This is a genomic window from Halomonas aquatica (genome assembly GCF_040196335.1).
Lineage (GTDB): Bacteria > Pseudomonadota > Gammaproteobacteria > Pseudomonadales > Halomonadaceae > Halomonas > Halomonas aquatica.
In genome coordinates this window covers 337,310-363,937 of the sequence record NZ_JBEGCJ010000002.1, presented here as the reverse complement: position 1 = coordinate 363,937, position 26,628 = coordinate 337,310, and the positions used below count along the sequence as shown (strand labels likewise).

Sequence of the window (26,628 nt, the reverse complement as noted above, 5' to 3'; positions counted from 1 at the left end):
CCGTCGATGCCCGACCGTGATGCCAACATGACGCCTGACGCCCCAACGGCTGTCATGCTGCGCGCCTGCTGGCGAAGTGCACGTCCGAATTTCCTGGTGCTGGCGCCCCTCTGCGCGGGTCTGGCGCTGACCAGCGCCTGGCTCGATGGTCATGACCCTGGGGGGCTCTCGGCCCTGCTGGTGCTGGTCGCCGCCCTGCTGGCCCACGCCGCGGTGAACCTGTTCAACGAGCATCACGACTTCGCCAGCGGCCTGGATGCCACCACCTACCGCACCCCCTTCTCCGGCGGCAGTGGCTCGCTTCCCGAGCATCCCGAGGCGGCCGGGGCGGTGTGGCGCGCGGCGGTCGCCTGCCTCGCCGGGGTGGTGATGATCGGTGTCTGGTGCCTGTGGCGCGCCGGCCCCGTGATGCTGCTTTATGGTCTGCTCGGCATGGCGCTGGTGGTGGCCTACACCGGCTGGCTGACCCGTCGTCCCTGGTTGTGCCTGATGGCACCGGGAGTGGGCTTCGGGACCCTGATGGTGGTCGGAGCCAATCAGGCTCTCACCGGAGGTTTCTCCTCCACGGCGCTGGCCGTCTCGATGGTGCCTACCCTCATGGTCAGCGCCTTGCTGCTGGCCAACCAGCTGCCGGATATCGAGCCCGATCGCCTGGCAGGTCGTTATCATCTTGCCATCATGCTGGGCGCCCGGCGTGCGTCTCGCCTGGTGGCCGTCCTGGTGCTCAGCGCCTTTCTGGTCGTCCCGCTGGCCTGGTGGGGTGGCTGGCTTCCCGCCGAGACCTGGCTGATGTGGCTGGCCGCGCCCGCAGCACTGCGACTGATCAAACGCCTCTGGCGCCTGCCCAGCGACGTGGATGCCGGCGAGATGACGCTGCTGCTGCCGTTGCTGGGGCTCAACGTCGCGCTGCTGCTGGGCAGCCTGGCGCTGCTCAACCTGGGGCTCTGGCTTGCCGCCTGATGCCTCGACGAGCATCGCCTCGATGCCATGGGGCCGTGAAACCTGAACACGTCACTTGATCGTTGTGACGATCAGATGGCTGCGTGCATGTCTCATCGGTCATGCTGAGCTAAGCTGATACATTCAGGAGGGGCAGGAGTGTCCTTCGGAAGCCTTCGTGAGAATCCCAGGGGATGGGCATGACACGAATCTGTGACACTTGGCGACAATGGCGATCAGCCTGGCGGGAGCAGACACCGCTGGCAAGAACCTTGCTGGACTGCTTTCCAGGCGTGGCCATGCTCATCGATGCCGACGGCATCGTCCTGAGTGTCAATCCCGGCTTCGAGAGCTTCAGTGGCCATCCTCCCGGTGCGCTGGTCGGCCGCCGAATCACCTGCCTTGACATGGACCCCCTGCACGGCGACATCAGCCATGCCCTGGCCCAAAGCGTGGCGGGTCGTGCGCCTTGGCGAGGCCTGCTGCTGTGTCGCCGGGCTGATGGGCAGTTGATCCATCAGGACGCTGTCTTCCAGCCGCTGGAGACCCTTTCGGGCGAGAAGCTGAAGCTGCTGGTGACCCTGCACGACATCACTGAACTGCACCAGTGCGCCCTGCAAGACCACGCCTTTCTGGAGCGCCTCCAGGGGACCCTCGCGCAACTGCCTGGGGTGGTCTTCCAGCTTTGCCAGTCGGCCCGGGGAGATTTCGACTTTCTCTATCTGAGCGACGGGCTTCAGGCACTCGCCGGCCTCTCGCCGCGGACCGTGATGGACAACGCCAATGCGCTGTTGACGCGGGTCCACACCAAGGATCGGGAAGTCCTGAACACCTCGATGGCCCAGTCGGCCATTAGCCTGGACATCTGGGAGCTGGACTTCCGCCTCGATACGCCAGACGGCGTCCGCTGGATCGAGGGAAGGGCGACACCTCAACGACGCCACGATGGCCTCACCTTGTGGGACGGACTGCTGCTGGACATCACTGCTCGCAAGCGGGAAGAGCAGCGCACCCGGCGTCTGGTCAGCACCGACATGCTCACCGGGGTGCTCAATCGACGGGCCTTCTTCGACTATGCCGAGGGTGTGCGAGCTCTTGCCACACGCCAGCAACGAACGGTGCCCCTGGCGATGCTCGATATCGACCATTTCAAGGTTCTCAACGATACCCATGGCCATGCTGCCGGCGACCTGGCCCTGCAGGTGTTCGCCATGACCTGTCGTAACTGCCTGCGCCCCTATGACCTCTTCGCCCGTATTGGCGGCGAGGAGTTCGCCGTCCTGCTGGTGGACACTTCTCCGGAAGAGGCCTTGGGCGTGCTGGAGCGTCTGCGCGAAGCGGTGGAGGCGATCGATCTGGATTACAAGGGCGATACCCTGAGCCTGACGGTGAGCCTGGGTCTGTCGGTGATTACACCAGAGGGAAGCCTCGACCTCGCGCTCTCCCAGGCCGACCGGGCGCTCTATCAGGCAAAGGATGCAGGCCGCAACCGCCTTGCCCTGGCGCCAGACTATCCGGGGGTCCATGCGCCGCATGAGCATTGAGTCGGTAGCGAGAGTGATTCGCTGATCGAGAAGGCGGTCAGCCGCGGTGCCTGACAGGCCGCCGTGACGGGAAGGCAAGAAGGGCCGGGGCCGAGAGGCGCCGGCCCTTTCTGCGTCCTAGAGGAGTTCCTCGCCGGCCAGGGCCAGGCGCGAGCGCTCGACGCTCTTGAGGGTGACGTGGCCTGCATGAGGCCAGTCGCGGAAATTCTGGACCACTGCTGCCATGCCGCAGGTATTGGCGGTCAGGTAGGGGGTGTCGATCTGGCCGACGTTGCCTAGGCAGACGATCTTGGTGTTGCGGCCGGCTCGGGTGATCAGCGACTTCAGCTGCTTGGGGGTGAAGTTCTGGGCCTCGTCGATGATCAGGAAGGTATCGTTGAGGGTGCGCCCGCGCATGAAGCCGGGGGCTCGGATCTGCACCCGTGAACCCAGCAGTTGGCGGGTGGCGTCCTGGTTCCAGGTGCTGCTTCCGTCGTGTTCGTCGCGCAGCAGGTTGTCCATGTTGTCATGGAAGGCGCCCATCCAGGGCGACATCTTCTCCTCCTCTGTGCCGGGCAGGAAGCCGATATCCTCGCTCATGGTGATCGGTGCCCGGGTGAAGACGATGCGCTCGAAGCGCTTGCTGTCCAGGGTCTGCTGGAAGGCCGCGGCAAGGGTCATGAAGGTCTTGCCCGTGCCGGCACTGCCGGCAATGGTGACCAGGTCGATATCCTCGTCCATCAGCAGGTTGAGGGTGAAATTCTGACGGCTGTCGTGGGCGTGAACGCCCCAGATGCTGCTCCCATGGCGGTAGTTGGTCAGCAGTTCCAGGTTGGCGTGCTGTGGGCCCACCTCGCGCAGGATGGCCTCGAAGCTGGCACCGTCGTCGCTGTCGGAGACCAGCATGCCCAGGTGCCATTCACGGGGAATCTCGCCGGCGAGGCGATAGACGACCTTGTGATCCTGACGCTCGACCTTGACGTCCACCGGGAGGTTGCCCCAGAGCCCGCTGCCATCATGGCCGGCATCGGGATAGATCTTGACCCCGTCGGTCATGGCATCGCTGTCGTCGAAGGCGCGGTCGGTGAGATAGTCCTCGACCGGCACCTCCAGGGCCGCCGCCTTTACTCGCAGGTTGATGTCCTTGGTGACCAGGATCACCGAGGCGTCCGGGCGCTCTGCGCGCAGCCGACAGGTCTCGGCGAGCAGCCGGTTGTCGGGGCTGTCCTCCAGCGGGTCCAGCGGTTTCAGGTCGTTGTAGCAGAGCAGGCGCAGACGACCCTCGGGGCCGGTCAGGCGGGGAATGGGAATGCCGTCGCGGATCTGGTCGATGTCGACGTTGGCGGTAAGGTCTGACAGGGTGCGGCTGACTTGGCGGGCGGTTCGGGCGATCTCGCGAACGCCGTTCTTGTGCTTGTCGAGCTCCTCGAGCACGGTCATGGGAATGACCACCTCGTGCTCGTCGAACTGGTAGAGGGCGGCAGGGTCGTGGATCAGGACATTGGTGTCCAGCACGTAGAGCCGGGTGGCCTTCTTGTCGATGCGTACCATCGGCGCAGTTCTCCTTGTGTCATTGTGTCGACACAGCCCGCGCTCGATGTCAGGGAGGTGACAAGGGCGCTAGCGTTGTCGTCCCTCTCGAAACGTCGTGTCACCTCCTCTCTGCCTGTCTTTTGTCTTGCTGTGCTATCCGTTTCTTTCTGTGCCGTTTCTTTCTGTGCTAACCGGATGCCGCTCGGCTGGCACGCCAGCCTGACTTGAGCATGGATGCTGTTCGTCAATGCTGCAAAGCAATAAAATCAAGCCCCGTCAACGCTGTCTCAGCGAGTCTCCTCGACCTCCTGGAAGATGCGTTCCACGTCCAGGGTAGAGTGCTTGCCCAGCGCCTCGAAGTGCTCGGCCAGCCAGGTCTCGGTGGTCGCGCGTCCCAGGTCATGCAGGTGGCATAGAAAGGCCCATTCGGAATTGAGCTTGCTGGAGGCGGAGAGGTGCGACAGGGGCTCGTCGCCGCTGAGGTGGTGCAGCCTGGCATCCTGGTAGCCGCCGAGCTCGATATCGTGTTCACCGAGCAGCTTCTGGAGCATCACGATCGTCCGCACCTCCTTGATCAGGGCAGAATTGAAGGTGATCTCGTTGAGGCGGTTCAGGATATCCGCGGCGCTGGTCGGTAGTTCCTGGCGATACATGGGGGTGATCTGCACCAGCAGGATGTCATCGGCACTGCACTCATGCAGCAGCGGCGAGAGCGAGGGGTTGCCCATGTAGCCGCCATCCCAGTAGGCCTCGCCGTCGATCTCCACCGCCTGGAAGACGGTGGGCAGGCAGGCCGAGGCCATCACCGCATCGAGGCTCATCTCTTCCCGGGAGAAGATCCGCTGCTTGCCGCTTCGCACGTTGGTGGCGGTCACGAATAGCTTGAGGTTCTCGCAAGCACGGACCCGCGCGAAGTCGACCCGTTCGGCGACAATGTCCCGCAGCGGATTGATGTTGAAGGGATTGAATTGGTAGGGCGAGACCAGTCGACTCATCAGGTCCAGGGCGATGTAGCCCGGGGAGTGGTCGAGGCTCCAGTTGTGGTTCAGCACGTCCAGCGGAGTGCGACGAACGGGACTCGCCATGCCCGCCCGGCTCACCGCTCGCCAGAAGTCGCGCAGCGCCTGCCGAGCGGTAGATTCATCGCCGCGGGTCAGGGCATCCGCCATCACGACGCCGTTCATGGCCCCCGCGCTGGTGCCGCTGATGCCCTCGATCTCGATGCGCTCGTCTTCGAGCAGGCGGTCCATCACGCCCCAGGTGAAGGCGCCATGAGCACCCCCTCCCTGAAGGGCCAGGTCAATCGGTATTCTTTCACTCATGTCCGCTCCATTGGCCGGTGGGCCGGCCTGCCGCCGCTGCTGCATTGCATCAACCTCAGCATACCGGCGCTGGCGTGGAGCGGCCAGTCACCATCAGGCCTGGATCGTCCTTTTCATCGAGTAAGCGTCAACCGGCCAAGTTCTCGAGGATGGCCTCGGCGCTGCTCTTGTCCACCACTCCCTTCTCGGTATCGACCCCGAGATACTTGACCACGCCGTCGACGGCGATCAATGCATAGCGGTGGCTGCGGATGCCCATTCCGCCGGCGCTGGCGTCCTTGTCCATGCCGATGGCACGGGTGAAATCGGCGTTGCCGTCGGCGAACATGGTGATCTCACCGGCATTCTGGTCCTTCTGCCAGGCTCCCATCACGAAGGCATCGTTGACCGAGAGGCAGGCGATGGCATCGACTCCCCTGGCCTGGATGTCATCGGCCCGGACGACGAAGCCGGGCACGTGGGTCTCGGAACAGCTGGGCGTGAAGGCGCCCGGCACTGCGAACAGCACCACGCATCGGTCGGCGAAGAATTCGCCGGTGGAAAGGTCCCGGGGGCCGTCCGGGCCGTTGGTCTTGAGGGTGATGTCGGGAAGGGCATCACCGATCGAGAGTGTCATGGGCGTGATCCTGTGGTTGGCATGCAAGGGAAGGGCGGTGGTTCATTCCACCGGAGGCGTGGGACGGATCAGTATCTCGTTGACATCCACGTGGGCCGGTTGACCCAGGGCATAGGTCACCGCGTTGGCAATATCTCGGTCCTCCAGGGCGTACTCCGGTGGCTCATCGAAGAAGGGAGTATCGACCATGCCGGGTTCGATCAGGGTCACCCGGATGCCACTGCCGCGCAATTCCTCGCGCAGGTTGTAGCCGATGCCGGTCACCGCCCACTTGGTGGCGCCGTACATGGAACCGGGAATGGTGGCCCTGCCTGCAGCCGACCCCGTGAGCAGCACCTGTCCGCGACTGTGACGCAGTGCCGGCAGGGTCGCCTGCAGGGTCAGGCCCACCCCATAGATGTTGGTCAGGATCATCTCGCGCCAGGCCTCGTGGTCGGCACCGCTGAAGCCGCCCGGCGAGCCGCCTCGTCCCGCGTTGGCGAATACCGCATCGATGCGCCCGAAGCGCTCCAGTGCCCGCTCGACCATGTTCTGCTGGTCATCCATGGAGGTAACATCACAGTCGATGGCGAGGACATTCTCCGGCCCCAGCTCCTCGGCCAGGGCGACGAGCCTTTCCCGGGAACGGGCGGCCAATACCAGCTTGTAGCTTTCCCGCGCGGCGGCACGGGCCGTCGCCGCCCCGATGCCGCTCGACGCACCGGTAATCAGTAATACACGATGCTGCATCGTCCTCTCCTGTGCCATTGACCCGTCGGTTTTTCAGCATGGCCCAGTCCGAGACATGGGCGCAATCCTGGTGCTCAACGCAACACCACCGCCGGGTGGGGCGGTGGTAGGGGGCAGATGACGGCATTCTTCCGGGCACCATGGCAGGACTCGGCTCAGTTCATGGCCAGCTGCGCCTCGTCACGGTCGCAACGGAAGAAGTGCGAACTCGCCAGCCACTCCGGGTCCGGATAGTAGGTGAAGAGGTACTGTTCCTCCTTGATGCTGTCGATCAGCGGTGCCGCCACCTCCTGGCGAACCGCTGGACAGCCGTGGCTGCGGCCGAGGCGGCCGGTCTGCTCGATGAACGCCTCGCTGACGTAGTCGGCACCATGCATGACGATGGCACGCTCGTAGGCCAGGTCGTTGACGCCGGGCTCGAGGCCCTCCAGACGCAGTGAGTAGCCGTTGCTTCCCTGGTAGCTGTTCATCGTGCGGAACAGCCCTATGCTGGATTGATGGCTCTCCGGGACGTTGGAAAAGGACTCGGCCATGGCATTGCCCGATCCCTGGCCATGGGAGACCAGCTCCCTGAACAGCAGCTCCTGGCGCTGCAGGTCGAAGACCCAGAGACGGGGCTCGGTGGAAGGCAATGAGAAGTCGATCACCGCCAGCCGCTCGGCATCGGGGTCGGCACAGTGCAGGGCCCGGGCGGCGAGCCGAAGCACCTCGGGATCGGCCTTGGGGGCCAGGCGGGTCAGGGTCTGGTCCAGCAGGCGCTGGTGCAGCGTGTCGGGCGTATAGGCCTGGTTCAGGAAGTCGTCACTGGCCAGGGCGGGCAGGGCGCTCAGCAGCAGGCTGCTGAAGAGGGCCATTCCGGGCAGCCATCGGCTCGGGGCATTGGTCGGCATTCGGGGAACCTGTCTGGTGGCATGCTGCACCCTCTCGACGGCCGGTCCAGGGGGTCGGGGCAATCATGCAAACAAAAGGGGAGGCGTCCCTGCGGCTCCGTGACAGGGAGTATTATGACCATGAATGGCATAATGGCCAGAGCTTTTCAAACACAGAAGGAGGGAGCCATGCTCCCATCAAAAGGATTTCAGCCGCTGATTCTCGCGGTGGTGGTGGCGCTCTCGTTGGCCACCGTGGCCCTTGCCCAGGATGGGGAGCCCTTGCTCGTCCAGGATGGACAGCCCCTCCTTGTCGAGGATGCGGAGCCCACCCTGGCCGGCGCGCTCGCCGAGCGCTTGAGCGAGCAGGAGGGAGCGCTGCATGACTTCTACGCCGCGCGCGATTGGCGGTCTGCCTGGCAGGACCCCGTGACCCTGGCCGACTTCGCCGCGGCCCTGCACACCCTGGCCGCAGACGGCCTGAACCCGCAGGACTACCGGCCGGATGCGCTGGTGGCGGCCCACCGTCAGGTTCGTGCCGAGGCGAGCACCCTGGATGACCGGGCACGCTTCGACCTGCAGGCCAGCCGAGTCCTGCTGACGGTCCTTCGTCACCTTCAGCGAGGCAAGGTGGATCCCTATCGTATCGATACGGGCTGGGAGGTGCCCATCGAGCCTCTTCCCCTGGATCTCGCGGCGATATCACGGGCGGTGGATGCCCATCGCTTCGAGGAGGCCTTCGCGGCGGCGCGTCCCTCCGCGCTCCCTTACCAGCGCCTCCGGGCAGGCCTGGCGCATTATCGCCACATCGAGCGGCAGGGCGGCTGGCCGATGCTGCCGCCTCGGCCGCAGCCACTTCGCCCGGGCGACCTCCATGAGGATGTGCCGTTGCTGCGCGAACGCCTGGCGATCATCGGGGAACTGGAGGTGATGGTGGCGGACCTCTTCGAGGGGGTCGTGGCCCGCGCCACGGATCCGCGCCTCTACGATGACCGCATGGTTGCAGCCGTGAAGCGTTTCCAGCAGCGCCACCTGCTGGAGGTGGATGGCATCGTCGGCCCCCAGACGCGAGAGGCCTTGAACCTGCCCGTGTCCGCGCGCATCGACCAGATCCGCGTCAACCTGGAACGCGCCCGCTGGCTGCTGCACGGTCTGCCGGATTCCTTCGTTCTGGTGGACATTGCCGGTTATCGGATCAGCTACTTCCGCCCCGACGGGGAGGTCTGGCGCTCGCGTATCGTGGTGGGTCGGCCCTATCGACGCACTCCCTCGCTACGCTCGCGGATCACCCACCTGACGCTCAACCCCACCTGGACGGTGCCGCCCACCATCCTGCGCGAAGATGTACTGCCCAAGGTGCGCCACGACCTCGGCTACCTCTCGCAACAGGACCTCATGGTGCTGGGCCCCTCCGGACAGCGCCTCGACCCGAGGCGGGTCAACTGGCAGCGGCCCGGGAACGTCATCCTGCGCCAGCGAGCCGGCCCCCAGAATGCCCTGGGCCGTGTGGTGCTGCGCTTTCCCAACGAGCACCTGGTCTACCTGCACGACACTCCGGCTCAGGGGCTGTTCACCCGAGAGCAGCGGGCGTTCAGTTCGGGCTGCATCCGCGTACAGGGGGTGCTCGAACTCGCCCAGTTGCTCTTCGATGACACCGACACACCGGCCCACGTGGCCACGCTGGTCTCCGAAGGGAAGACCCGCAACATCTCTCTCGAGCGCACCGTGCCGGTCATCCTGCACTACTGGACGGTTCATTCTGGCGAGGATGGCCGACTGATCTTTCGTCCCGATATCTACCAGCGGGATGCGGCGCTGAAAGACGCCCTGGACAGGCCCTTGGCACCCTAGACATCGGTCCTGCTATCTCATTCATAGCCTCTCGCCTGCAGGCGAAACAGCCGAGCATAGCGGCCGTTGGCGGCCATCAGGCCGTCATGGTCGCCCTGTTCGAGGATCTCGCCGTTGTCGATCACCAGGATCCACTCGGCGGCCCGTACGGTGGAGAAACGATGGGAGATCAGGATGGTCATCCTGTCCCGGCTGTGCACGCGGAAATCGGCATAGACGGCCGCCTCCGCCGCCGCGTCCATTGCAGCGGTGGGCTCGTCCAGCACCAGAATGTCGGCGCCCTCGCGCATGTAGGCCCGCGACAGGGCGATCTTCTGCCACTGGCCGCCGGAAAGCTCCTGGCCACCCTTGAACCAGCGCCCCAACTGGGTGTGATAGCCCCCCGGCATCTCGGTGATGAAGTCGTCGGCCAGGCCGCGTCGTGCCGCCTCCCGCCAGCGAGGCTCGTCGGTGAAGGCCTCGACGTCCCCGGCGCCGAGGTTCTCGCCCACCTTCATCTGGTAGCGCACGAAGTCCTGGAAGATCACCCCGATGCGCCGGCGCAGCGTCTCGACCTTCCAGTCGCGCAGGTCGCTGCCGTCGAGCAGGATTCGCCCCTCGGTCGGCTCGTATAGTCGGGTCAGCAGCTTGATCAGGGTGGTCTTGCCGGATCCGTTGGCCCCCACCAGGGCGAGACTCTCTCCAGGCCTCAGGTGCAGGGAGATCGCCTTGAGGGCCGGCGTTGTCGCGTCCGGGTAGGTGAAGCTCACCTCCTCGAAGCGGATGCCGTCTCCCGGCACCGCTCCCCCGGTGAGGGTGCCGTGCTCGGTGGGTACCGGCTGCTCGAGATACTCGTAGAGGTTCGACAGGTAGAGGTTGTCCTCGTACATGCCGCCGATCGCCGTGAGGCTTGCCGAGAGCGCCGCCTGGCCCTGCTTGAAGACCATCAGGTACATGGTCATCTCGCCCAGGGTCAGCGTTCCTGTGACGGTCTCCGCGACCACCCAGGCGTAGGCCCCGTAGAAGGCGAGGGTGCCCAGCAGGCCTAGCAGGAAGCCCCAGGTCTCGCGGCGGATGGTCAGGCTCCGGTCCTCGTCGTAGAGCGAGTCGAAGATCTTCCGGTAACGGTCCAGCAGAAGCGGCTCCAGGCCGAACAGCTTGACCTCCTTGATGCTGTCCTCCCGGGCCAGCACCGTCTCCAGGTACATCTGCATGCGGGTCTGCGGCGAGCGCCAGCGGAACAGCCGGAAAGCATCGCCCGAGAACTTGGCCTCCGAGACGAACACCGGCAGGGCGCCTATCACCAGCACAAGGATCGCCCAGGGCGAGAACTGCACCAGCAGCACGCCGAAGCTGGCCAGCGAGATGGCATTCTGGGCCAGCCCGAAGGTCTTGTTGACCAGGCCCAGCGGGCGAGTCGAGGCCTCGCGGCGGGCTCGGGTCAGCTTGTCGTAGAATTCGGAGTCCTCGAACTGCTCGAGCGACAGGGTGCCGGCCTTCTCGAGGATCATCACGTTGACCTTCTGGCCGAGCAGGGCGCGCAGCAGCGACTGCTGGGCCGAAAGGCCGCGCTGAGCCAGGGCAATGGCGGCGACCACGCCCGCCTCCGCCAGCACATAGCGCAGCACGCTCCACCAGTCGACACGACCGGTGTCGCTATGCAGTTCCATCGCCGCCACCACGGCGTCGACGATCAGTTGGCCGATCCAGGCCGCTACCGCCGGCAGGACCCCGGCGACCAGGGTGCACGCCGCCAGTCCAAGGGTCAGCGGGCGAGAGGTCTGCCAGACCAGCGCCAGGGCGCGGTGGCTGTAGCGAAAGACCCCGAAGAAACTGGAAAATATGCCGCCCGGCCGGGGCGAGGAGGGGGCATGAGAGTGAGGTGAGGACACACCGGGTTCTCCGTTCCTTGGGCAGACCAGTGTACTCGTCGGGTCGGCCCCGCAGTAGCCGCGTCCCGCCGAGTAGCCGCAGAACGACCGCGCCCTGCTGTTGGCAGGGCGCGGTCAGGGGGAGGCAGCGGGATCAGCCCTAGTTGTCGACCGATGACTGCTGACGGGTACTGGCCACCACGGTCCCGGTCTGGCCGCTCTCCAGGGCGGCCAGCATGGGCTCTGCCTGACGCTGGAAGGCCACCAACTGATCGCCCTGAAGGCTCTGGTTTTCCGGCAAGCTGACCTTCATGGCATTGACCTGGCTGTTGTTGACCAGGACCTCGTAGTGCAGGTGCGGCCCGGTGCTGCGTCCGGTGTTGCCGGAAAGGGCGATACGCTCGCCCATGGTAACCCGCTGGCCCTTGCTGACCAGGGGCTTTGAGAGGTGGAGGTAGCGGGTCTTGTAGCCGTTGTCGTGGCGGATCACCACGTAGCGCCCTGCCGCCGGATGGTTGCCGACCTTCTCGACGCGCCCGTTAGCGGGGGCCTGGACAGCGGTCCCGATGGGCATGGCGAAGTCGGTGCCCTTGTGGGGGCTGATGCGACCGGTGACCGGGTGGTGGCGGTTGGGGTTGAAGTTGGAACTCAGCCGGTAGCGGCCCTCGAAGGGATAGCGATTGAAGGCCGGGTCGAGGCTTTCGCCGTCAGGGGTATAGAAGCGGTTGTCGTCGCCGTTGCGCACGATGGTGATGTTCATGCGCTCGCCTTCGTACTGGACCGCCAGGACCCGAGGGTCATAGCTCTTGCCATCGATGATGTCGGATTCCACCAGCACCTGAAAGCGGTCGCCGCCGCGGGTGTCGCGGCGAAAGTCGAGTTTCCTTTCCAGGGCACGGGAGAGCTTCGACACCTCTGCGCTGTTCAGGCCGGTGGCCTTGGCAGAGCGTGCGAAGCTGCCGCTGATGGTGCCGGCGAAGAGGCGTTGGGTGGCCTCGCCGGCGCGCTCGATGGTGGCGATCTCGAAGTCGTCGCCCTGGCGCTCGATCAGGTAGCCATTGCGGGCGTTCTTCATCATCCGCAGGGCGAGCAGGTCCCCCTGTTCGTCCAGCTGATATTCGAAGCGTTCACCGACCCGCCAATTCGTCAGGATGCGGGGCTCGGGCAGTGCGTCGAGAAGAGCCATGACCTCGCTGTAGCCCATCTCGAGGTGCTGCTGGGCCATGATGGCGAAGGTGTCGCCGCTCTCGACGGTATAGGTTTCCCAATGCGGAACAAAGGTCTCGTTGCTGGCGATCTCTTGCTCGAGGACGATGGGGCCCTCAGCGAACAGATCGAGATCATTCTCGGAGACCTCCTCATAGGAGGTGGCATCGGCCATGAGGCTGCCGTCGTGATCGAGCATGCCGCTGGCGATGGTCCCGATGACCACGGCCATGTGTTTGGCGCTCTCGTCGATGCTGGGAATGACGGCTTCTGCCAGGTTCCGGGGCGATGGATCGCCATGGGCGGGAAGAGCGAGCGTCTGGGGAATCTCTGGCTCGGCCTTGGCAGAGTTAATGAAGTCGACATCGACGATTTCCGAGGCAGTCAGCTCGGAGAGCGGCACGTGGACCCGAGTCGCGTCCAGGGCCTGGTTGGCCTTCTCTAAAGCATCGGCCACCGCCGTCCGCTTCGTGTTGAGTGAGGGCAGGCCGGGGCTGGCATCGGCATTCAGGGGGACGAGCACTGTGTCGAGCGCCTGCTGGTCGCGCTGGAGATCTTCGAAGGTGTTGACCACCTTCTGGGCGCCCAGCACGGTGACCATGGTGGCGACGGGTAACAACAGCAACTTGTGCGTGCGGGGCAGCGAATGAAGGATTCGCATCATAGGTAACAGGCCGTGACAGTGGAAGAAGAAAAAGTAAAGGCCTTAGAACCATACCCTATGATGTATGAGTTTTCTAGTTTGTATAGATATACAGATAAATGCCGCCGAGGTTCGTCGCGTCTGGCATCAAATAGCGAGGGTGCCCACGTCGTCTTTTGATAGCATTGTCAACGTCGGGCCGGGGAGTATCAATTCCCCGGCCCAGGGGTATTTGCTCAGTCGGTAAGGGTGCCGTCACGGTAGTCCCTCAGCGCCTGTTCCAGCTCGGTCTGCTGATTCATCACGAAGGGGCCATAGTGGGCAATAGGCTCCCCGTGCGGTTCGCCGGCCAGCAACAGGGCCTGGGCACCATCGGTGCTGTTCAGCGAGAGTTCTTCTCCGGCGCCAAGGCGGGCGAGTTGCCCCTTCGCGACCCGGGTGCCCGCGATGTCCACGCTGCCTGCAAAGACATATACCAGCAGTGTGGTGGCTCGAGTCGCCAGCGAAAACTCGCCGCCGGCGTCCAGCCGTGCATGGGCGATGGCCCCCTGGCCGGCCAGGCTATCCAGCGGGCCGTCGACGCTTTCCCCGGCCAGTGACTGCCACCACCCGCCCAGGGCGACCAGGGAGGCGTTGCTGCCTTGCAGTTCGGGCATTTCATCAGCCCGCACATCCCGGTAGGTTGCCTGGCTGAGCTTGTCCTTGGCCGCCAGGTTCAGCCACAGCTGGAAGGCATGGAGCCCATCATGGTCGGTCAGCGGCATCTCGGAATGGATGATGCCACGGCCGGTGTGCATCCACTGGGCATCTCCCGCATGGATGGTGCTCGAGTGGCCCATGTGGTCCTCGTGGGTCAGGCCGCCGTGGATGACATAGGTCAGCGTCTGGATCCCCCGGTGGGGGTGGGGGGGGAATCCGCCGATGTAGTCGTCCGGCTGGTCGGAAGCCAGTTCGTCGAGCATCAGGAAGGGGTCCAGGCCACCGCCGAATTCATGGAGGCGCTGGATGTTGACGCCATCGCCGTCCTGGCTCGGCTGGGTGTTCAGCAGGCGCTCGACCTGCCGGGTCGTCAGGGTGGTGGCCATGAATGTGTCTCCGTTCCTGTAAGGTTGTTCTGGTATTCTACGTCGGTTTTTTCGAAGATTAAGCGCATTCTTTCGCCATTGTTATTCGAGGAAATCGAAATGTCGCGAGTCACCCTGGCCCAATGGCAGATGCTGGCCGCCGTGGTCGACCATGGCGGCTTCGCCCGCGCCGCCGAGGCCATTCACAAGAGTCCCTCGACCCTCAACCACGCGGTGCACAAGCTCGAGGAACAGCTCGGCGTGGACGTGCTGGAGCCGGTGGGGCGTCAGGTGCGGCTGACCGAGGCCGGCGAGATGCTGCTGCGTCGGGCCCGCCAGCTCATCGAGAACGCCGAATCCCTGGAGGACGTCGCGAGTCGGCTGGCCGAGGGACTGGAGGCGGAGATCGTGCTGGCCATCGACCAGATCTTTCCCCCGGACGCCCTGGCTCTGGCACTGAAGGCCTTCTCGGCGTCGTACCCGCACGTGCGGGTACAGCTGCACGAGACGGTACTCAATGGAGGCGTGGAGATGCTCCAGGATGGCCATGCCGACCTGCTGGTCTCGGGCCTGGCCGCCAAGGGCTTTCTGGGCGAGGCGCTGGTGACGGTCGACTTTATCGCCGTGGCCCACCCCGAGCATGCGCTGCATCGCCTGGGTCGTGTGCTTGACCTGCGTGATCTGGAGCAGCACCGGCAGCTCGTGGTGCGCGATTCCGCCCTGCGCCAGTCCCTGGATGCCGGTTGGCTGAAGGCCGAGCAGCGCTGGACGGTGAGTCACCTCGACACCTCCATCGACATGCTCGAGCGCAACCTCGGTTTCGCCTGGGTGCCCGAGACACGCATCGCCGAGTCCCTGCAAGCGGAGCGCCTCAAGCCACTGCGCCTGGCGGCGGGCGGGAGGCGTGAGGTACCGATCCAGCTGATCCATCGTGATCAGGACCGCGCCGGGCCGGCCACCCGGGCCATGGCTCGGCATCTCCATGAGGCCGTCAGGACCAGCGCGATCAGCGAGCAAGTCTGAAAAGAAAGACCGACAGGAAAACCTGGAAAGAAAGTCTGATAAAGAAAGCCTGAAAAAATCGAATGATTGACCGGAAAAAGTGCGCTTGAGCTTCGATTTTATTGGCTTAAGCTATAGGCCATTCATTCTTTCACCTTGGAGGCCGAGATGGGGCTCTTGATCGACGGAAAGTGGCATGACCAGTGGTACGACACCAAGAAGAGCGGCGGGGAGTTTGTGCGGGAATCCGCGAAGCTGCGTGACTGGATTACCCCTGACGGGTCTCCGGGGCCGGATGACCAGCCGGGCCTGCCTGCCGAGGCGGGCCGATATCACCTCTATGTCTCCCTGGCCTGCCCCTGGGCGCACCGGGTGCTGATCATGCGGCGTCTCAAGGGCCTCGACGATCTGATCGGCGTCTCCCACGTCAGCCCGCTGATGCTCGATCAGGGCTGGACCTATGATCTCGACGAGGGCTCTAGCGGCGATGCCGTCAATGGTGTCGATTACCATCGTGAGCTTTATACGCTCACCGATCCGCACTACACCGGCCGAGTGACGGTGCCGGCCATGTGGGACAAGCAGCAGAGCCGCATCATCAACAACGAGTCGGCCGATCTGATGCGCATCCTCGGCGGTGCCTTCGATGACCTCACCGGCAATCGCCTGGACCTCTACCCGGCGGACCTGCGCGAGACCATCGACGCCGTCAATGCCGACGTCTATGACCACATCAATAACGGCGTCTACAAGACGGGCTTTGCCACCGAGCAGGACGTCTACGAGAAGCACGTCGAGGCGCTGTTCGCGAGCCTTGACCGGCTGGAGACCCGCCTGGCCGAGTGGCGCTATCTTGCCGGCGAGTGGCTCACCGAGGCCGATATCCGCCTGTTCACCACCCTGGTGCGCTTCGATGCCGTCTATCACGGCCATTTCAAGTGCAACCTGCAGCGCATTGAGGACTACCCGAACCTCTCGAACTACCTGCGCGAGATCTACCAGTGGCCGGGCATCAAGGAAACCGTGGACTTCGACCAGGTCAAGCGCCACTACTACTACAGCCACGAGCACATCAATCCGACCCGCATCGTCCCGGCCGGCCCGCGCCTGAGCCTTGAGCGGCCCCATGATCGCGAGCGCCTGCCTGGCAAGGGCATCCGCGAGAAGGGATAAACTTCACGCGCCGAAGCGGCGGCCTCAGCGTTGGGGATTCTTCGCCAGCCAGCGGTCCAGCGCGTTGGCGAATTCGCGACGGTCGGTGTCGGAGTAGCCACTGGGGCCGCCGGTGTGTTCGCCGCTGGCGCGCAGGGTCTCCATGAAGTCCCTCATCTGTACCCGGGCGCGGATGTTGTTGGCATCCAGCGCCTCGCCGCGGGTCGTCATCACCCGAGCCCCGCGTTCGATGGCCTCCAGGGCGAGCGGAAGGTCCGAGGTGATCAGCAGGTCACCGTGGATGAGGCGTTCGACGATCTCGTTGTCCGCGGCGTCGAATCCCTGGCTCACCGAGAGACCCTTGACCCACTTCGAAGGCGGCAGTGGCACGGCATGGTTGGCGACGAACCAGGTCGGCGTGGCGGTGCGTTCGGCGGCGCGGATGATGATGTCGCGCGCCACCCGGGGGCAGGCGTCGGCATCGATCCAGAGGCTCGGCATGCAAGGCTCCTGAAGGGGAGGGGGAATAAGGCTGGCCAGGCCAGCTAGACGATGGTAGCATGCGCCCTCCTCGCATGTGTTGACCCCACCATCATGACGACGCGACCTCCCCCTGACGGGCGAGGCAAGCGCCGAAACGCGAGGCTCAGCGACATGTGCTGTGCCTTGAGCGTTCGATTTGTGTAGATGGAGCGCCACCGAGATCCGCCACATGGGCGAGATCGGCGCCAACGGTCGCCACAGCGGCTCATGCGGCCATCGATTTCGATGGCATGGGCCGAATGCCAGGTGCGACCGGCGTCCCCGACTCCGATTTACGCTCTGCCCCACCGCCTTCACCGGCTGAATGGTTGCAGGGTGTCTGATGCTTCACCGCGTCAGGGGCGCCACCGATGTTACTCGCCGGCCATGCCGGCCTACCAAGGTGTGATTCATGACCTCGACTTCTGTCGCCTCGCCGAGTTTCGGCGATCTGGCCCTGCTGCCTGCCATTCTCTCTGCCGTGGAATCCCAGGGCTACGAGACCCCGTCACCGATCCAGGCGCAGACCATCCCTGCGCTGCTGGAAGGACGTGACATGCTGGGCCAGGCCCAGACCGGCACCGGCAAGACCGCTGCCTTCGCCCTGCCGCTGCTGTCTCGGCTCGAGCTGACCCGCCGTGAGCCCCAGGTGCTGGTGATGGCGCCGACCCGTGAGCTGGCCCAGCAGGTGGCCGTTTCCTTCAGCAAGTACGGCCAGAACCTCAAGGGCCTGGAAGTCGCCACCCTGTGTGGCGGCCAGGAATACCGAGAGCAGCTCTCTGCCCTGCGTCGTGGCGCCCATGTCGTGGTCGGTACCCCCGGCCGCATCATCGATCACCTGGATCGCGGCAGCCTCAAGCTCGACGGCCTGAACGCCCTGGTGCTCGACGAGGCCGACGAGATGCTGCGCATGGGCTTCATCGATGACGTCAAGCGCGTGGTCGCGGATACCCCCAAGGATGCCCAGCGGGTCTTCTTCTCTGCCACCCTGCCGACCGAGATCGAGCGCATCGTCAATCGCTATCTGGTGGATCCGGTCAAGGTGGCCATCGAGTCCAAGGTCGGTACCGCGGCCAGTATCGAGCAGCGCATGGTGCGGGTCGACGGCGGTGCCAAGCAGGAGGCGCTGGCGCGCATCCTCGAGGTCGAGCCCGTCGACGGCGCCATCGTCTTCGTGCGTACCCGGGCCGCCTGCACCACCCTGATGGAGCAGCTTTCCGCTCGCGGCATGAGCGTCGCCAGCCTCTCCGGTGACCTGGACCAGAGCCTGCGCGAACGCACCATCCAGCGCCTCAAGCGCGGCAAGGTCGACGTGCTGATCGCCACCGACGTAGCCGCCCGCGGCCTCGACGTGCCGCGCATCACCCACATCATCAACTACGACCTGCCGCAGGATGGTGAAGCCTATACCCACCGCATCGGTCGTACCGGCCGTGCCGGGCGCACCGGCATCGCGATCACCTTCGTCGGCTTCCGCGAGGGCCGCAAGGTGGGTTGGCTCGAGCAGGCCACCGGCCAGAAGATGACCGACATGCCTGTGCCCGACGAAGCCGCCATCCGCGCCCATCGCGACGAGATGTTCCACCAGCGCGTGATCGCCGCCCTGACCGCCGGTGCCGACGAGCAGCGTGCGCTGGTCGAGCGGATGGTCGACGAGGGGCATGACCCGATCGAGCTGGCCTGTGCCTTCGCGCGCATGGCTCGTGCCGACGAGCCGCCCATCGGTCGCGTGCAGGCGCCCCGCGCCGAGCGCAACGACCGCAATGCGCGTGACGGCAAGCCGAAGCGTCGTGACAGCGCCCCGCGTGAGGGCATGACCCGCTACCGCGTTTCCGTGGGCCACCAGGATGGCGTCAAGCCGGGTCAGCTGGTCGGGGCCCTGGCCAACGAGGGTGGCATCGAGGGGGCCCGGATCGGCCGCATCGACATCCGTACCGCCTTCTCGGTGGTCGAGCTGCCGAGCTCGCTGCCGGAGAGCATCCTGACCAAGATGGCCCGGGCCCGCGTCGCCGGTCGTCCCCTGGAGATCAGCGAGGATCGCGGTGCTCCCGAGCGCGCGCCCCGTCGCCGCCAGGACAGTGACGCGCCGATTCGCCGTCGCACCAGCGCCTGAGTCAGCGATTGCCGCCCCTCGGGCGGCACCCCAGCCTCATCGACAGGCCGGAGCCTTGCTCCGGCCTGTCGTTGTTGGTAACCCCGATACCTTCACCCGCGAGGAGCAACCTCTCATGTGGAAGCGGCTGCCGTTCCGGCTGCGCGGCTATCTGATCACCATGATCGGCGTGCTTTTGCTCTCGCCGGATGCCCTGCTGATCAAGGACACCTCGGTGGACGTGGCCACCTTCATGTTCTGGCGCGGGCTGATGCTTGGCCTGGTGCTGCTGCTGATTGCCGGTGCCCGCTATCGCGAGCGCCTGGGACAGGCGGTGCTCGCCTGCGGCCCGGCCGCGCTTTGGTGCCCGCTGGCCTTCGCCGCCAGTGCCTGGGCCTTCGTCGGTGCCACCCGACTTACCTCGGCGGGCAACGTGCTGGTGATGATCAATCTGGCACCGCTGGTGGCGGGCCTGATCGGGATGCTTTTCTTCGGCCAGCGGTTGCGGCGCCAGACCTGGGTCGTCATCGCCGTGTGCGTCACCGGCGCCTGTCTGATGGCCGCCGGCGAGGTGGGGCAGGGGAGCCTGACGGGCCTGGCCGTGGCGCTGATCATTCCGGTGTGCATCGCGGTCAACACCACGGTAGCCAGTGCCCAACGCGGCAGTCGTCAGCGTGGTGTCGACACCACGGTGATCCTCCCGCTGGGGTGCCTGGCGATGCTGCTGCCCGCCGCGCTGTTGGGCGGTGTCCAAATGCCGGATGGCGAGGACATGCAGCGCCTGGCGCTGATGGGACTGCTTCTGCCGCTGGCCTACTTCCTGATCCAGACCGGCGCCCGCTACCTGCCCGGCGCGGAGGTCAGCCTGGTCATGCTGCTCGAGACCCTGGTGGGCACCCTGCTGGTGTGGTGGTGGGTCGGCGAGGTGCCGGCGCTGCTGGCCTTCGTCGGCGGCGGCCTGATCGTCTCCGCGATGCTGATCAGCAGCCTGCGCGACCTGAGTCGCCAGCGTCGCAAGGCCGCCGAGGGTGCGCCGGATGCCCGGCGCCTGCGCGATTCAGCTGCCGAGCAGAGTATCGAGCGAGGCGATCCCGCCCCGCCGGTAGCCGAGCGCCACTGACCCGTGCTCGGAACGACAAGCGCTCGGCACCAACAACGACGGCGCCCCGCCTCTGAAACGAGGTGGGGCGTTTTCGCGTCGGAGAGGAGGCTCGCGGCAAGCAGCGCCTCGGGGTCGTCGTCCTGATCCTCGAGCGCATCACGCCGATGGGCGAGATAGGGCCCGCATCACCGTCACTGGCAGGCAGCAAGCAGCCTACTTTCGCTGCAGCCGCTCGCCCAGTGCCGCCATGAACCGCACCCCCGCCTCGAGCTGCTCGATATCGATGTACTCGTCGGGCTGGTGGGCCTGGCCGATGCTCCCCGGACCGCAGATCACCGTCGGCAGACCCTCGCGCTGGAACTGCCCGGCCTCGGTGGCATAGGCCACTGCGCCGGCTGGGCGCTCGTCCAACAGGTCGCGACACAGCGCCAGCACCTCGGCGTTGTTGTCGTCGGCAAGCGCCGGCACCGTGGTGTTCAGCGCCTCGGTGACGATGCCCGCCTCCGGCGCACGCCGGCGCATCCCGGACTCGAGGTCGGCGGCGGTCTCTTCCACGCGTCCCAGCAGCTCCTCGAAGCGGTCGCTCGGCAGGTGGCGGATCTCCCAGTCGAAGCTGCACTCCCGGGCCATGATGTTGATCGCCGTGCCCCCCTGGATCTTCCCCACATGCAGGCTGGAATGGACCACGTTGAAGGCCTCATCGACACGACCCTCGGCCTTGAGGTCGGCCATCACGTCCTCGATGCGGGTCACCAGGCGTGCGGCCACATGAATGGCCGAGACCCCCTGGTTGACCTGGCTTGAATGGGAGGCGCGGCCGGTCACGGTGGTGCGCAGGTTGGTGGCGCCCTTGTGGGCCACCACCGGGTGCATCATGGTCGGCTCGCCGACGATCACCGCCGCCGGCCGGGGGTGGTCGGCCAGCAGGCGTTCGATCATGCGCGGGGCGCCGATGCAGCCCACCTCCTCGTCGTAGGAGAAGGCCAGCCAGATCGGCCGCGCCAGGTCGAGGCCCACCCAGCGTGGCACCTCGGCCAGCGCGCAGGCGATGAAGGCCTTCATGTCGCAGGTGCCGCGGCCATAGAGGCGGCCATTGCCCTTGTCGAACAGAGTGAACGGGTCCGTTGACCACGGCTGGCCGTCCACCGGCACCACGTCGGTATGGCCGGAGAGCACCACGCCACCCTCCCGGGCCGGTCCGATACGTGCCAGCAGGTTGGCCTTGCGGCCATCGTCGCTCTCTATCCGCCAGTGCTCCACGCCATGCTCGTCCAGATAGCCCTCGACGAAGGCGATCAGGTCCAGATTCGAGTCACGGGAAACAGTGGGAAAGCCCACCAGGCGTTCGAGTAGCTCGGTGGCGGTCATGTTCAGGCTCCCGGGTAGCAGTGTCGGGCAAGCCTATCATGCCCGATCGGGTGGCTGGGCCGCTTCTCTCCACTCCGGGCGAGGGGTGGCTTATGCTGTGGGGGAACGCTGCAGGAGACGACCATGGATTCACGGGCAGAGAAGCGCGCTTCCGAGGCTTCGCGAGGCGGCGAGTCATGGCACAACGGGCAGAAGCTCAGCGATCGCGTCTATGGCGACATCATCGATCGCATCATCAACCGTGACTTCGCGGAAGGTGCGCGTCTTCCCTCCGAAGAGCAACTGGCGTCTCGCTACGGCGTGTCCCGCCCGATCGTGCGCGAAGCACTGGCCCGGCTTCGGGATGATGGCCTGGTGCGTTCGCATCGCGGCTCCGGCAGTTTCGTCCAGCGCCGTCCTGATCGTGCCATGCTCGAGTTCGCTCCGCTGGAGAGCCTGGCGGACATCCAGCGCTGCTTCGAGTTTCGGGTCGCCGTTGAGCCAGAGGCCGCCCGGCTGGCGGCTCTCAAGGCCACTCGCGAGGACAGGACGGCGCTCACGCGGGCACTGGCAGTACTCGAACAGCGCATCCGAGACAACGCCCTCGGGGTGGATGCCGACTTCGGCTTCCATCTCGCCATCGCCCGGGCCACACACAATTCCTTCTTCGCCGACACGCTGGTCTCGCTCGAGGCAGCGATTACCTATGGCCAGAACCTGGCGCGGGGGCTGGGTCTGAAGCGCCCGGAGCAGCATGTTCCTGAGGTCCAGCAGGAGCATCGCGACATCCATGACAGCATCCTGGCCGGCGATGATGAGCGTGCCGGCCAGTGCATGCAGCGGCATCTGCGCAATTCGCGGCGGCGTGTCTTCGACGGGTAAGAAACTTGACAACCTTTACAACTTGACTAGCTTCAGTTCAGGGCTTCAGTGACGGGGATGAGGTCCTGTGGCCCGGTAGCTGGGTGCGACAACACCAACAACGAGAGGACTCGGCTGCCAAAACCAAAAGACGATCACGACATAACAATCTGGAGCATGCCATGAAGTTCACGAACAAGAAGCTGGCGCTGGCCATGACGGCCATTGCCGCAGTGGGTCTGGCTGGAGCCGCCCATGCCGAGTATCCGGAAGAGCCGATTTCCTACGTGATTCCGTTCAACCCGGGTGGTGAGTCGGATATCACGGCGCGTTTCCAGGAGCCGCACCTGGAGGATATCCTCGGCGTTAGCGTCAATGTCTCTCACCGTCCCGGTGGCGGCGGTGCCGTTGCCTGGAGCGAGTTCCAGAACAATGCCGAGCCCACCGGTTACGAACTGATCGGCGTCAATATCCCGCACATCATCGGCCAGCCGATCCAGCGCTCCAATGCCGGTTTCGAGACCGACAACTGGGAAATCATCACCTTCTTCCATTCCACGCCCAATGCCCTGATCGTCCCGGCCAATAGCCCCTTCGATACCCTCGAGGACCTCGTCGAGTATGCCAGGGAGAATCCCCAGGCCGTGACCCTGGGCGGCAGCGGTACCTACAGCGCCAATCACCTGGACATGCTGCGCCTGGAGCGTGAGGCCGACATCGACCTGACCTATATCCCCTTCAGCGGCACCGGGCCCCTTCCGGCGGCGCTGGAAGGCAACCACGTTGCCGGTATCTTCAACTACACCATGCTCGGTGTGCAGATGGAGGATCGGGTCAAGGTACTGGCCGTGGCCTCCGAGGAGCGCGTGCCGGCGCTGCCCGATGCGCCCACCTTCAAGGAACAGGGCTACGACATCGTGGGCGGTGCCTATCGGGGTGTCGCGGCGCCCAAGGGCACGCCGGATGAGATCATCACGGTGCTCGAGGATGCCTTCGCCGAGACCAACCGTCGCATCACCGAGAAGCAGGAGCCTCTGGGCTTCGTGATGGAATACATCACCGGTGACCAGGTCGACGAGATCATCTCGAAACTCAGGGAAGCCTACGCCCCGATCCTCGAATCAACCGAGTAATCCTGCCGTTCCTCCCGCCAAGGCCCTGATCACGGGGCCTTGGCTTTTCCCGTGTTCATCGTTGCGGCTCCCGACGGAGCCGTCGGGAGTGCTGATTCATGGAAATGATGCTCGAGGCACTGGCTTCCCTGATGACCTTCGAGAGTTTCATCACGGTACTGGTCGGGGTCTCGGCGGGGCTGTTGATCGGCTCCTTGCCCGGCCTCACGGCGACCATGGCGCTGGCCGTACTTCTGCCGTTCACTTTTTCCATGGAGCCTCTCCAGGGCCTTATCGCCCTGGGAGCCGTCTACATGGGTTCCATCTATGGTGGTGCCTTCACCGCCATCCTGATCAATACGCCGGGGACGCCATCGTCGATCGCCACGACCTTCGATGGCTATCCAATGGCGCGCCAGGGTCGAGCCTACGAGGCGCTTGCTGGGGCGACCATCGCCTCGGTGATCGGCGGCTTGGTGGGGGTAGCCTTTCTGCTGGTGCTGGCGCCTCCCCTGGCGCGCTGGGCCGTGGCCTTCGGCCCCTCGGAGATGTTCTGGGTCGCGATGCTCGGCCTGACACTGGTGGCGAGCCTGTCCAGTGGCTCTTTGCTCAAGGGCATGATCGGGGGCTGTATCGGCATGCTGCTGAGCACCATCGGGGTATCCCCGGTGGGTGGGGAAACGCGATTCACCTTCGGTTTTCCCGCCATGCAGGGGGGGATCGAACTGATCGTGGCCCTGATCGGGCTGTTCGTGATTCCCGAACTGCTGAGCATGGCCGCCGAGGGGCGCAGCAATATCACCGAAAGCGGGGAGTTCGGCAAGTCCAAGGTCGGCATCCGCCAGGTCGCGCGCCATATCCTGGGCAAACCCGTCAATCTCATCCGTTCCTGCCTGATCGGCCAGATCATTGCCATCATCCCGGGGGCAGGGGGCAACGTGACCAGTCTGGTGGCCTACAACGAGGCGAGGCGGTTCTCGAAGGATCCCAAGAGTTTCGGCAAGGGCAATATCGATGGCGTGGTGGCCTCCGAGTCGAGCAACAACGTCATGGTCGCTGGCAGCATGATCCCGCTGCTGACCCTGGGCATTCCCGGTGCGCCGCCGGATGCCATCATTCTCGGCGTGCTGCTGATGCATGGCCTGCGGCCGGGGCTCGATCTCTTCACCGAGTCCGGCGTACTGACCAATGGCTTCATCCTCTCCATGGGCATGGCGGCCCTGATGCTGCTTCCCGTAGGGCTTCTCGGCGCTCGTCTCATCCACAAGGTGGTGATCAAGACCCCTTACCACTTCATGGTACCGGCCATCGCCATGGTGACCATCCTTGGCACCTTTGCCCTGCGTAACAGCCTGCTGGACGTCGGCATCATGATGATGATGGGCATCGTGGGATATTTCCTGCGCCTCATCGGCATCCATGCGGCGCCCATCGTCCTCGGGCTGATCCTCGGGGGAATCGCCGAACAGGGCTATGTGCAGACGATGCTGGCGGCCGTGGTCGATCCGATTCCCTGGCTGCGCCTGGTCAGCAACCCTCTGTCGAAGGTACTGGCCGCGCTGGTGCTTCTGGGGGCCGCCACGGCGATGTTACCGGCCTGGCTGGAGCGCAGTGGTCGGCTCGACAAGGGCTCGCCGAGTCAGGGAGATGACTCATGATCCTGCGTGTGAATACCGACATGGCGGCGGGGGGCTTCGGCCTTAGCTTCGCGGCCCTGCTGTGGCTGGGGGGGACGGATATCGGCCGACTCAGCATCCTCTTTCCCCGAGCCATTCTGGTGATTCTGGTCGCCTTCTCTCTCTTGCTGTTCGTCAAGGGATTCTTCAGGCCGGGGCAGCGTTCCATCGAGATATCGGGCAGCCCGTGGCGGCTGCTGGTCCTTATCCTTCTCCTGCTGGCCTGGTGGTTCGCCATCGGCAAGGTGGGATTCGTGGTGTCGAGCTTCCTGACCATGCTCTTCATCACCTGGTTCCTGGCCAGGGTCGAAGGGCCAGTCTCCTTGAAGCGCCTGCTGCTGTGGACCCCGATCATCGCCGTCATGGTGGGCGGCTTCTACTCCATCTTCACCCAAGTCCTCAATGTCCGCCTGCCCTCAGGCCTGCTGTTCTAGGAAACCATGATGAGAATCACTGACATTCGAGAAGCGCGCGTTTCCATCGCCTCCGACATCGCCAACGCCTACATCTCCTTCTCGAAGATGGATGTCTCGGTGCTGGCCATCTATACCGATGCCAGGATCGATGGTCGCCAGGTGGTGGGCTACGGCTTCAATTCCAATGGCCGCTATGCCCAGAGCGGCCTGCTGCGCGAGCGCTTCCTGCCGCGCCTCAGGGAGGCCGACGCCGCCGACCTGCTCGACGATAGCGGGGCTAACCTCGACCCCTTCAAGGTCTGGTCGGTGCTGATGGCCAACGAGAAGCCCGGTGGCCACGGCGAGCGCAGCGTGGCGGTGGGCATCATCGACATGGCGATCTGGGACATCGTCGCGAAGGTGGAGAACAAGCCCCTGGCGCAACTGCTGGCCGAACGCCACGGCGACGGCAAGCCGGATGCTCGGGTCCCGGTCTATGCGGCGGGCGGCTACTACTACCCGGGCAAGCAGATCAGCGCCTTGCAGGAGGAAATGCGCGAGTACCTCGGCATGGGTTACACCTGCACCAAGATGAAGATCGGCGGAGTGCCTCTGGCCGAGGATCTCGAGCGCGTCGAGGCCGCCATCGACATCGTGGGGGACGCGGGGCGCCTGGCGGTGGATGCCAATGGCCGATTCGACCTGCGCACAGCGCTGGCCTTCGCCGATGGCCTGGCTCCCTATGGCGTGCGCTGGTACGAAGAGGCGGGCGACCCACTGGACTTTGCCCTTCAGCAGCAACTGAGCGAGCACTATTCACCACCCATGGCCACCGGCGAGAACCTCTTCTCCCATCAGGACGCGCGCAATCTGCTGCGCCATGGCGGCATGCGGCCCGACCGCGACATCCTGCAGATGGACCCGGTGCTCGGCTACGGCCTGGTGGAGTACCTGCGCATGCTCGAGGTGTTGAACCAGCATGGCTGGTCACCGCGTCAATGCATTCCCCATGGTGGTCACCAGTTTGCCCTCAACATCGCCGCCGGACTCAAGCTGGGGGGCAACGAGTCCTATCCCCATGTCTTCGCCCCCTTTGGTGGCTTCGCCGATTCCACGCCGGTGGAGGAGGGCCTGGTCGCGCTTCCCGATATGCCGGGAATTGGCTTCGAGGACAAGCGCGAGCTGATGGCGGTATTCAAGCAGCATCTTCACTGAGAGACCT

The 26,628-nt window shown here is 65.0% G+C and carries 22 protein-coding genes; 12 read left to right on the top strand and 10 right to left on the bottom strand.

What is annotated here, in order from left to right; translation table 11 throughout:
* Positions 1-6: 6 nt before the first annotated feature.
* Positions 7-960, top strand: coding sequence for a prenyltransferase (locus tag ABE960_RS04825; protein WP_349761106.1), 954 nt, complete (start codon positions 7-9; stop codon positions 958-960).
* Positions 961-1,133: 173 nt separating this feature from the next.
* Positions 1,134-2,483, top strand: coding sequence for a sensor domain-containing diguanylate cyclase (locus ABE960_RS04820; protein WP_349761105.1), 1,350 nt, complete (start codon positions 1,134-1,136; stop codon positions 2,481-2,483).
* A gap of 117 nt (positions 2,484-2,600) precedes the next feature.
* Here ABE960_RS04820 and ABE960_RS04815 read toward each other — a convergent pair whose 3' ends face one another.
* From ABE960_RS04815 to ABE960_RS04795, 5 genes are all read right to left on the bottom strand, one after another.
* Entirely contained in the window at positions 2,601-4,013 is a 1,413-nt protein-coding gene (locus tag ABE960_RS04815) for a PhoH family protein (protein WP_349761104.1), read from the bottom strand.
* A 269-nt stretch (positions 4,014-4,282) separates the two neighbouring features.
* The gene (locus tag ABE960_RS04810) at positions 4,283-5,317 is read right to left on the bottom strand and encodes a patatin-like phospholipase family protein (protein WP_349761103.1); all 1,035 of its coding nucleotides are present in this window, start codon (positions 5,315-5,317) and stop codon (positions 4,283-4,285) included.
* 127 nt (positions 5,318-5,444) lie between these two features.
* Positions 5,445-5,933: a peroxiredoxin gene (locus ABE960_RS04805; RefSeq protein WP_349761102.1), complete on the bottom strand. Its 489-nt coding sequence runs from the start codon at positions 5,931-5,933 to the stop codon at positions 5,445-5,447.
* A 42-nt stretch (positions 5,934-5,975) separates the two neighbouring features.
* On the bottom strand, positions 5,976-6,662 hold the full coding sequence (locus ABE960_RS04800) for an SDR family oxidoreductase (protein ID WP_349761101.1): 687 nt from the start codon (positions 6,660-6,662) through the stop codon (positions 5,976-5,978).
* A gap of 155 nt (positions 6,663-6,817) precedes the next feature.
* Entirely contained in the window at positions 6,818-7,552 is a 735-nt protein-coding gene (locus ABE960_RS04795; RefSeq protein ID WP_349761100.1) for a murein L,D-transpeptidase catalytic domain family protein, read from the bottom strand.
* A 168-nt stretch (positions 7,553-7,720) separates the two neighbouring features.
* Between ABE960_RS04795 and ABE960_RS04790 the strand changes: the two genes are divergently transcribed.
* Positions 7,721-9,382 carry a L,D-transpeptidase family protein gene (locus ABE960_RS04790; protein WP_349761099.1) on the top strand — a complete coding sequence of 554 codons (1,662 nt, stop codon included), beginning with the start codon at positions 7,721-7,723 and terminating at the stop codon, positions 9,380-9,382.
* A 17-nt stretch (positions 9,383-9,399) separates the two neighbouring features.
* Here ABE960_RS04790 and ABE960_RS04785 read toward each other — a convergent pair whose 3' ends face one another.
* The 3 genes from ABE960_RS04785 to ABE960_RS04775 all read right to left on the bottom strand — a co-directional run bounded on the left by ABE960_RS04785 (position 9,400) and on the right by ABE960_RS04775 (position 14,166).
* A complete protein-coding gene (locus ABE960_RS04785) occupies positions 9,400-11,253 on the bottom strand; it encodes an ABC transporter ATP-binding protein (RefSeq protein ID WP_349761098.1) in 1,854 nt (617 codons plus the stop codon).
* A 139-nt stretch (positions 11,254-11,392) separates the two neighbouring features.
* Positions 11,393-13,102 carry a peptidoglycan DD-metalloendopeptidase family protein gene (locus tag ABE960_RS04780; RefSeq protein WP_349761097.1) on the bottom strand — a complete coding sequence of 570 codons (1,710 nt, stop codon included), beginning with the start codon at positions 13,100-13,102 and terminating at the stop codon, positions 11,393-11,395.
* A gap of 215 nt (positions 13,103-13,317) precedes the next feature.
* A complete protein-coding gene (locus ABE960_RS04775) occupies positions 13,318-14,166 on the bottom strand; it encodes a pirin family protein (protein WP_349761096.1) in 849 nt (282 codons plus the stop codon).
* Positions 14,167-14,265: 99 nt separating this feature from the next.
* Between ABE960_RS04775 and ABE960_RS04770 the strand changes: the two genes are divergently transcribed.
* Together ABE960_RS04770 and ABE960_RS04765 are read left to right on the top strand one after the other, a co-directional pair.
* The gene (locus ABE960_RS04770; RefSeq protein WP_349761095.1) at positions 14,266-15,168 is read left to right on the top strand and encodes a LysR family transcriptional regulator; all 903 of its coding nucleotides are present in this window, start codon (positions 14,266-14,268) and stop codon (positions 15,166-15,168) included.
* Between the two features lie 147 nt (positions 15,169-15,315).
* Positions 15,316-16,320: a glutathione S-transferase family protein gene (locus ABE960_RS04765; protein WP_349761094.1), complete on the top strand. Its 1,005-nt coding sequence runs from the start codon at positions 15,316-15,318 to the stop codon at positions 16,318-16,320.
* A 24-nt stretch (positions 16,321-16,344) separates the two neighbouring features.
* On the opposite strand, the gene ABE960_RS04760 is transcribed toward ABE960_RS04765, so the two are convergent.
* Entirely contained in the window at positions 16,345-16,800 is a 456-nt protein-coding gene (locus ABE960_RS04760; RefSeq protein WP_349761093.1) for a YaiI/YqxD family protein, read from the bottom strand.
* A 433-nt stretch (positions 16,801-17,233) separates the two neighbouring features.
* Between ABE960_RS04760 and ABE960_RS04755 the strand changes: the two genes are divergently transcribed.
* The gene (locus tag ABE960_RS04755) at positions 17,234-18,934 is read left to right on the top strand and encodes a DEAD/DEAH box helicase (protein ID WP_349761092.1); all 1,701 of its coding nucleotides are present in this window, start codon (positions 17,234-17,236) and stop codon (positions 18,932-18,934) included.
* Between the two features lie 115 nt (positions 18,935-19,049).
* Complete coding sequence (locus ABE960_RS04750; RefSeq protein WP_349761091.1) at positions 19,050-20,033, top strand: DMT family transporter; 984 nt, start codon at positions 19,050-19,052, stop codon at positions 20,031-20,033.
* A 195-nt stretch (positions 20,034-20,228) separates the two neighbouring features.
* Here the strand turns inward: ABE960_RS04750 and argE are convergent, their stop codons facing one another.
* A complete protein-coding gene (gene argE, locus ABE960_RS04745; RefSeq protein WP_349761090.1) occupies positions 20,229-21,383 on the bottom strand; it encodes an acetylornithine deacetylase in 1,155 nt (384 codons plus the stop codon).
* Between the two features lie 123 nt (positions 21,384-21,506).
* On the opposite strand from argE, the gene ABE960_RS04740 reads away from it, so the two are divergent.
* The 5 genes from ABE960_RS04740 to ABE960_RS04720 all read left to right on the top strand — a co-directional run bounded on the left by ABE960_RS04740 (position 21,507) and on the right by ABE960_RS04720 (position 26,621).
* The gene (locus ABE960_RS04740; RefSeq protein ID WP_349761089.1) at positions 21,507-22,244 is read left to right on the top strand and encodes a FadR/GntR family transcriptional regulator; all 738 of its coding nucleotides are present in this window, start codon (positions 21,507-21,509) and stop codon (positions 22,242-22,244) included.
* A 161-nt stretch (positions 22,245-22,405) separates the two neighbouring features.
* A complete protein-coding gene (locus ABE960_RS04735; RefSeq protein WP_349761088.1) occupies positions 22,406-23,356 on the top strand; it encodes a Bug family tripartite tricarboxylate transporter substrate binding protein in 951 nt (316 codons plus the stop codon).
* A 98-nt stretch (positions 23,357-23,454) separates the two neighbouring features.
* Positions 23,455-24,993 (top strand): tripartite tricarboxylate transporter permease, encoded by a 1,539-nt coding sequence (locus ABE960_RS04730; RefSeq protein WP_349761087.1) that lies wholly within the window; start codon positions 23,455-23,457, stop codon positions 24,991-24,993.
* Positions 24,990-25,445, top strand: coding sequence for a tripartite tricarboxylate transporter TctB family protein (locus ABE960_RS04725; protein WP_349761086.1), 456 nt, complete (start codon positions 24,990-24,992; stop codon positions 25,443-25,445). Before ABE960_RS04730 ends, ABE960_RS04725 begins: the two co-directional genes overlap by 4 nt.
* A 9-nt stretch (positions 25,446-25,454) precedes the next feature.
* Positions 25,455-26,621, top strand: coding sequence for a mandelate racemase/muconate lactonizing enzyme family protein (locus tag ABE960_RS04720; protein ID WP_349761085.1), 1,167 nt, complete (start codon positions 25,455-25,457; stop codon positions 26,619-26,621).
* Positions 26,622-26,628: the final 7 nt, after the last annotated feature.

What these genes read in the sequence shown, in the direction of transcription:
- ABE960_RS04815 (WP_349761104.1), bottom strand. Translation starts at nt 4,013, where the DNA reads ATGGTACGCATCGACAAGAAGGCCACCCGGCTCTACGTGCTGGACACC.
- ABE960_RS04735 (WP_349761088.1), top strand. Translation starts at nt 22,406, where the DNA reads ATGAAGTTCACGAACAAGAAGCTGGCGCTGGCCATGACGGCCATTGCC.
- ABE960_RS04795 (WP_349761100.1), bottom strand. Translation starts at nt 7,552, where the DNA reads ATGCCGACCAATGCCCCGAGCCGATGGCTGCCCGGAATGGCCCTCTTC.
- ABE960_RS04760 (WP_349761093.1), bottom strand. Translation starts at nt 16,800, where the DNA reads ATGCCGAGCCTCTGGATCGATGCCGACGCCTGCCCCCGGGTGGCGCGC.
- ABE960_RS04775 (WP_349761096.1), bottom strand. Translation starts at nt 14,166, where the DNA reads ATGGCCACCACCCTGACGACCCGGCAGGTCGAGCGCCTGCTGAACACC.
- ABE960_RS04740 (WP_349761089.1), top strand. Translation starts at nt 21,507, where the DNA reads ATGGATTCACGGGCAGAGAAGCGCGCTTCCGAGGCTTCGCGAGGCGGC.
- ABE960_RS04790 (WP_349761099.1), top strand. Translation starts at nt 7,721, where the DNA reads ATGCTCCCATCAAAAGGATTTCAGCCGCTGATTCTCGCGGTGGTGGTG.
- ABE960_RS04825 (WP_349761106.1), top strand. Translation starts at nt 7, where the DNA reads ATGCCCGACCGTGATGCCAACATGACGCCTGACGCCCCAACGGCTGTC.
- ABE960_RS04800 (WP_349761101.1), bottom strand. Translation starts at nt 6,662, where the DNA reads ATGCAGCATCGTGTATTACTGATTACCGGTGCGTCGAGCGGCATCGGG.
- ABE960_RS04730 (WP_349761087.1), top strand. Translation starts at nt 23,455, where the DNA reads ATGGAAATGATGCTCGAGGCACTGGCTTCCCTGATGACCTTCGAGAGT.
- ABE960_RS04750 (WP_349761091.1), top strand. Translation starts at nt 19,050, where the DNA reads ATGTGGAAGCGGCTGCCGTTCCGGCTGCGCGGCTATCTGATCACCATG.
- argE (WP_349761090.1), bottom strand. Translation starts at nt 21,383, where the DNA reads ATGACCGCCACCGAGCTACTCGAACGCCTGGTGGGCTTTCCCACTGTT.
- ABE960_RS04805 (WP_349761102.1), bottom strand. Translation starts at nt 5,933, where the DNA reads ATGACACTCTCGATCGGTGATGCCCTTCCCGACATCACCCTCAAGACC.
- ABE960_RS04755 (WP_349761092.1), top strand. Translation starts at nt 17,234, where the DNA reads ATGACCTCGACTTCTGTCGCCTCGCCGAGTTTCGGCGATCTGGCCCTG.
- ABE960_RS04770 (WP_349761095.1), top strand. Translation starts at nt 14,266, where the DNA reads ATGTCGCGAGTCACCCTGGCCCAATGGCAGATGCTGGCCGCCGTGGTC.
- ABE960_RS04780 (WP_349761097.1), bottom strand. Translation starts at nt 13,102, where the DNA reads ATGATGCGAATCCTTCATTCGCTGCCCCGCACGCACAAGTTGCTGTTG.
- ABE960_RS04765 (WP_349761094.1), top strand. Translation starts at nt 15,316, where the DNA reads ATGGGGCTCTTGATCGACGGAAAGTGGCATGACCAGTGGTACGACACC.
- ABE960_RS04720 (WP_349761085.1), top strand. Translation starts at nt 25,455, where the DNA reads ATGAGAATCACTGACATTCGAGAAGCGCGCGTTTCCATCGCCTCCGAC.
- ABE960_RS04820 (WP_349761105.1), top strand. Translation starts at nt 1,134, where the DNA reads ATGGGCATGACACGAATCTGTGACACTTGGCGACAATGGCGATCAGCC.
- ABE960_RS04810 (WP_349761103.1), bottom strand. Translation starts at nt 5,317, where the DNA reads ATGAGTGAAAGAATACCGATTGACCTGGCCCTTCAGGGAGGGGGTGCT.
- ABE960_RS04725 (WP_349761086.1), top strand. Translation starts at nt 24,990, where the DNA reads ATGATCCTGCGTGTGAATACCGACATGGCGGCGGGGGGCTTCGGCCTT.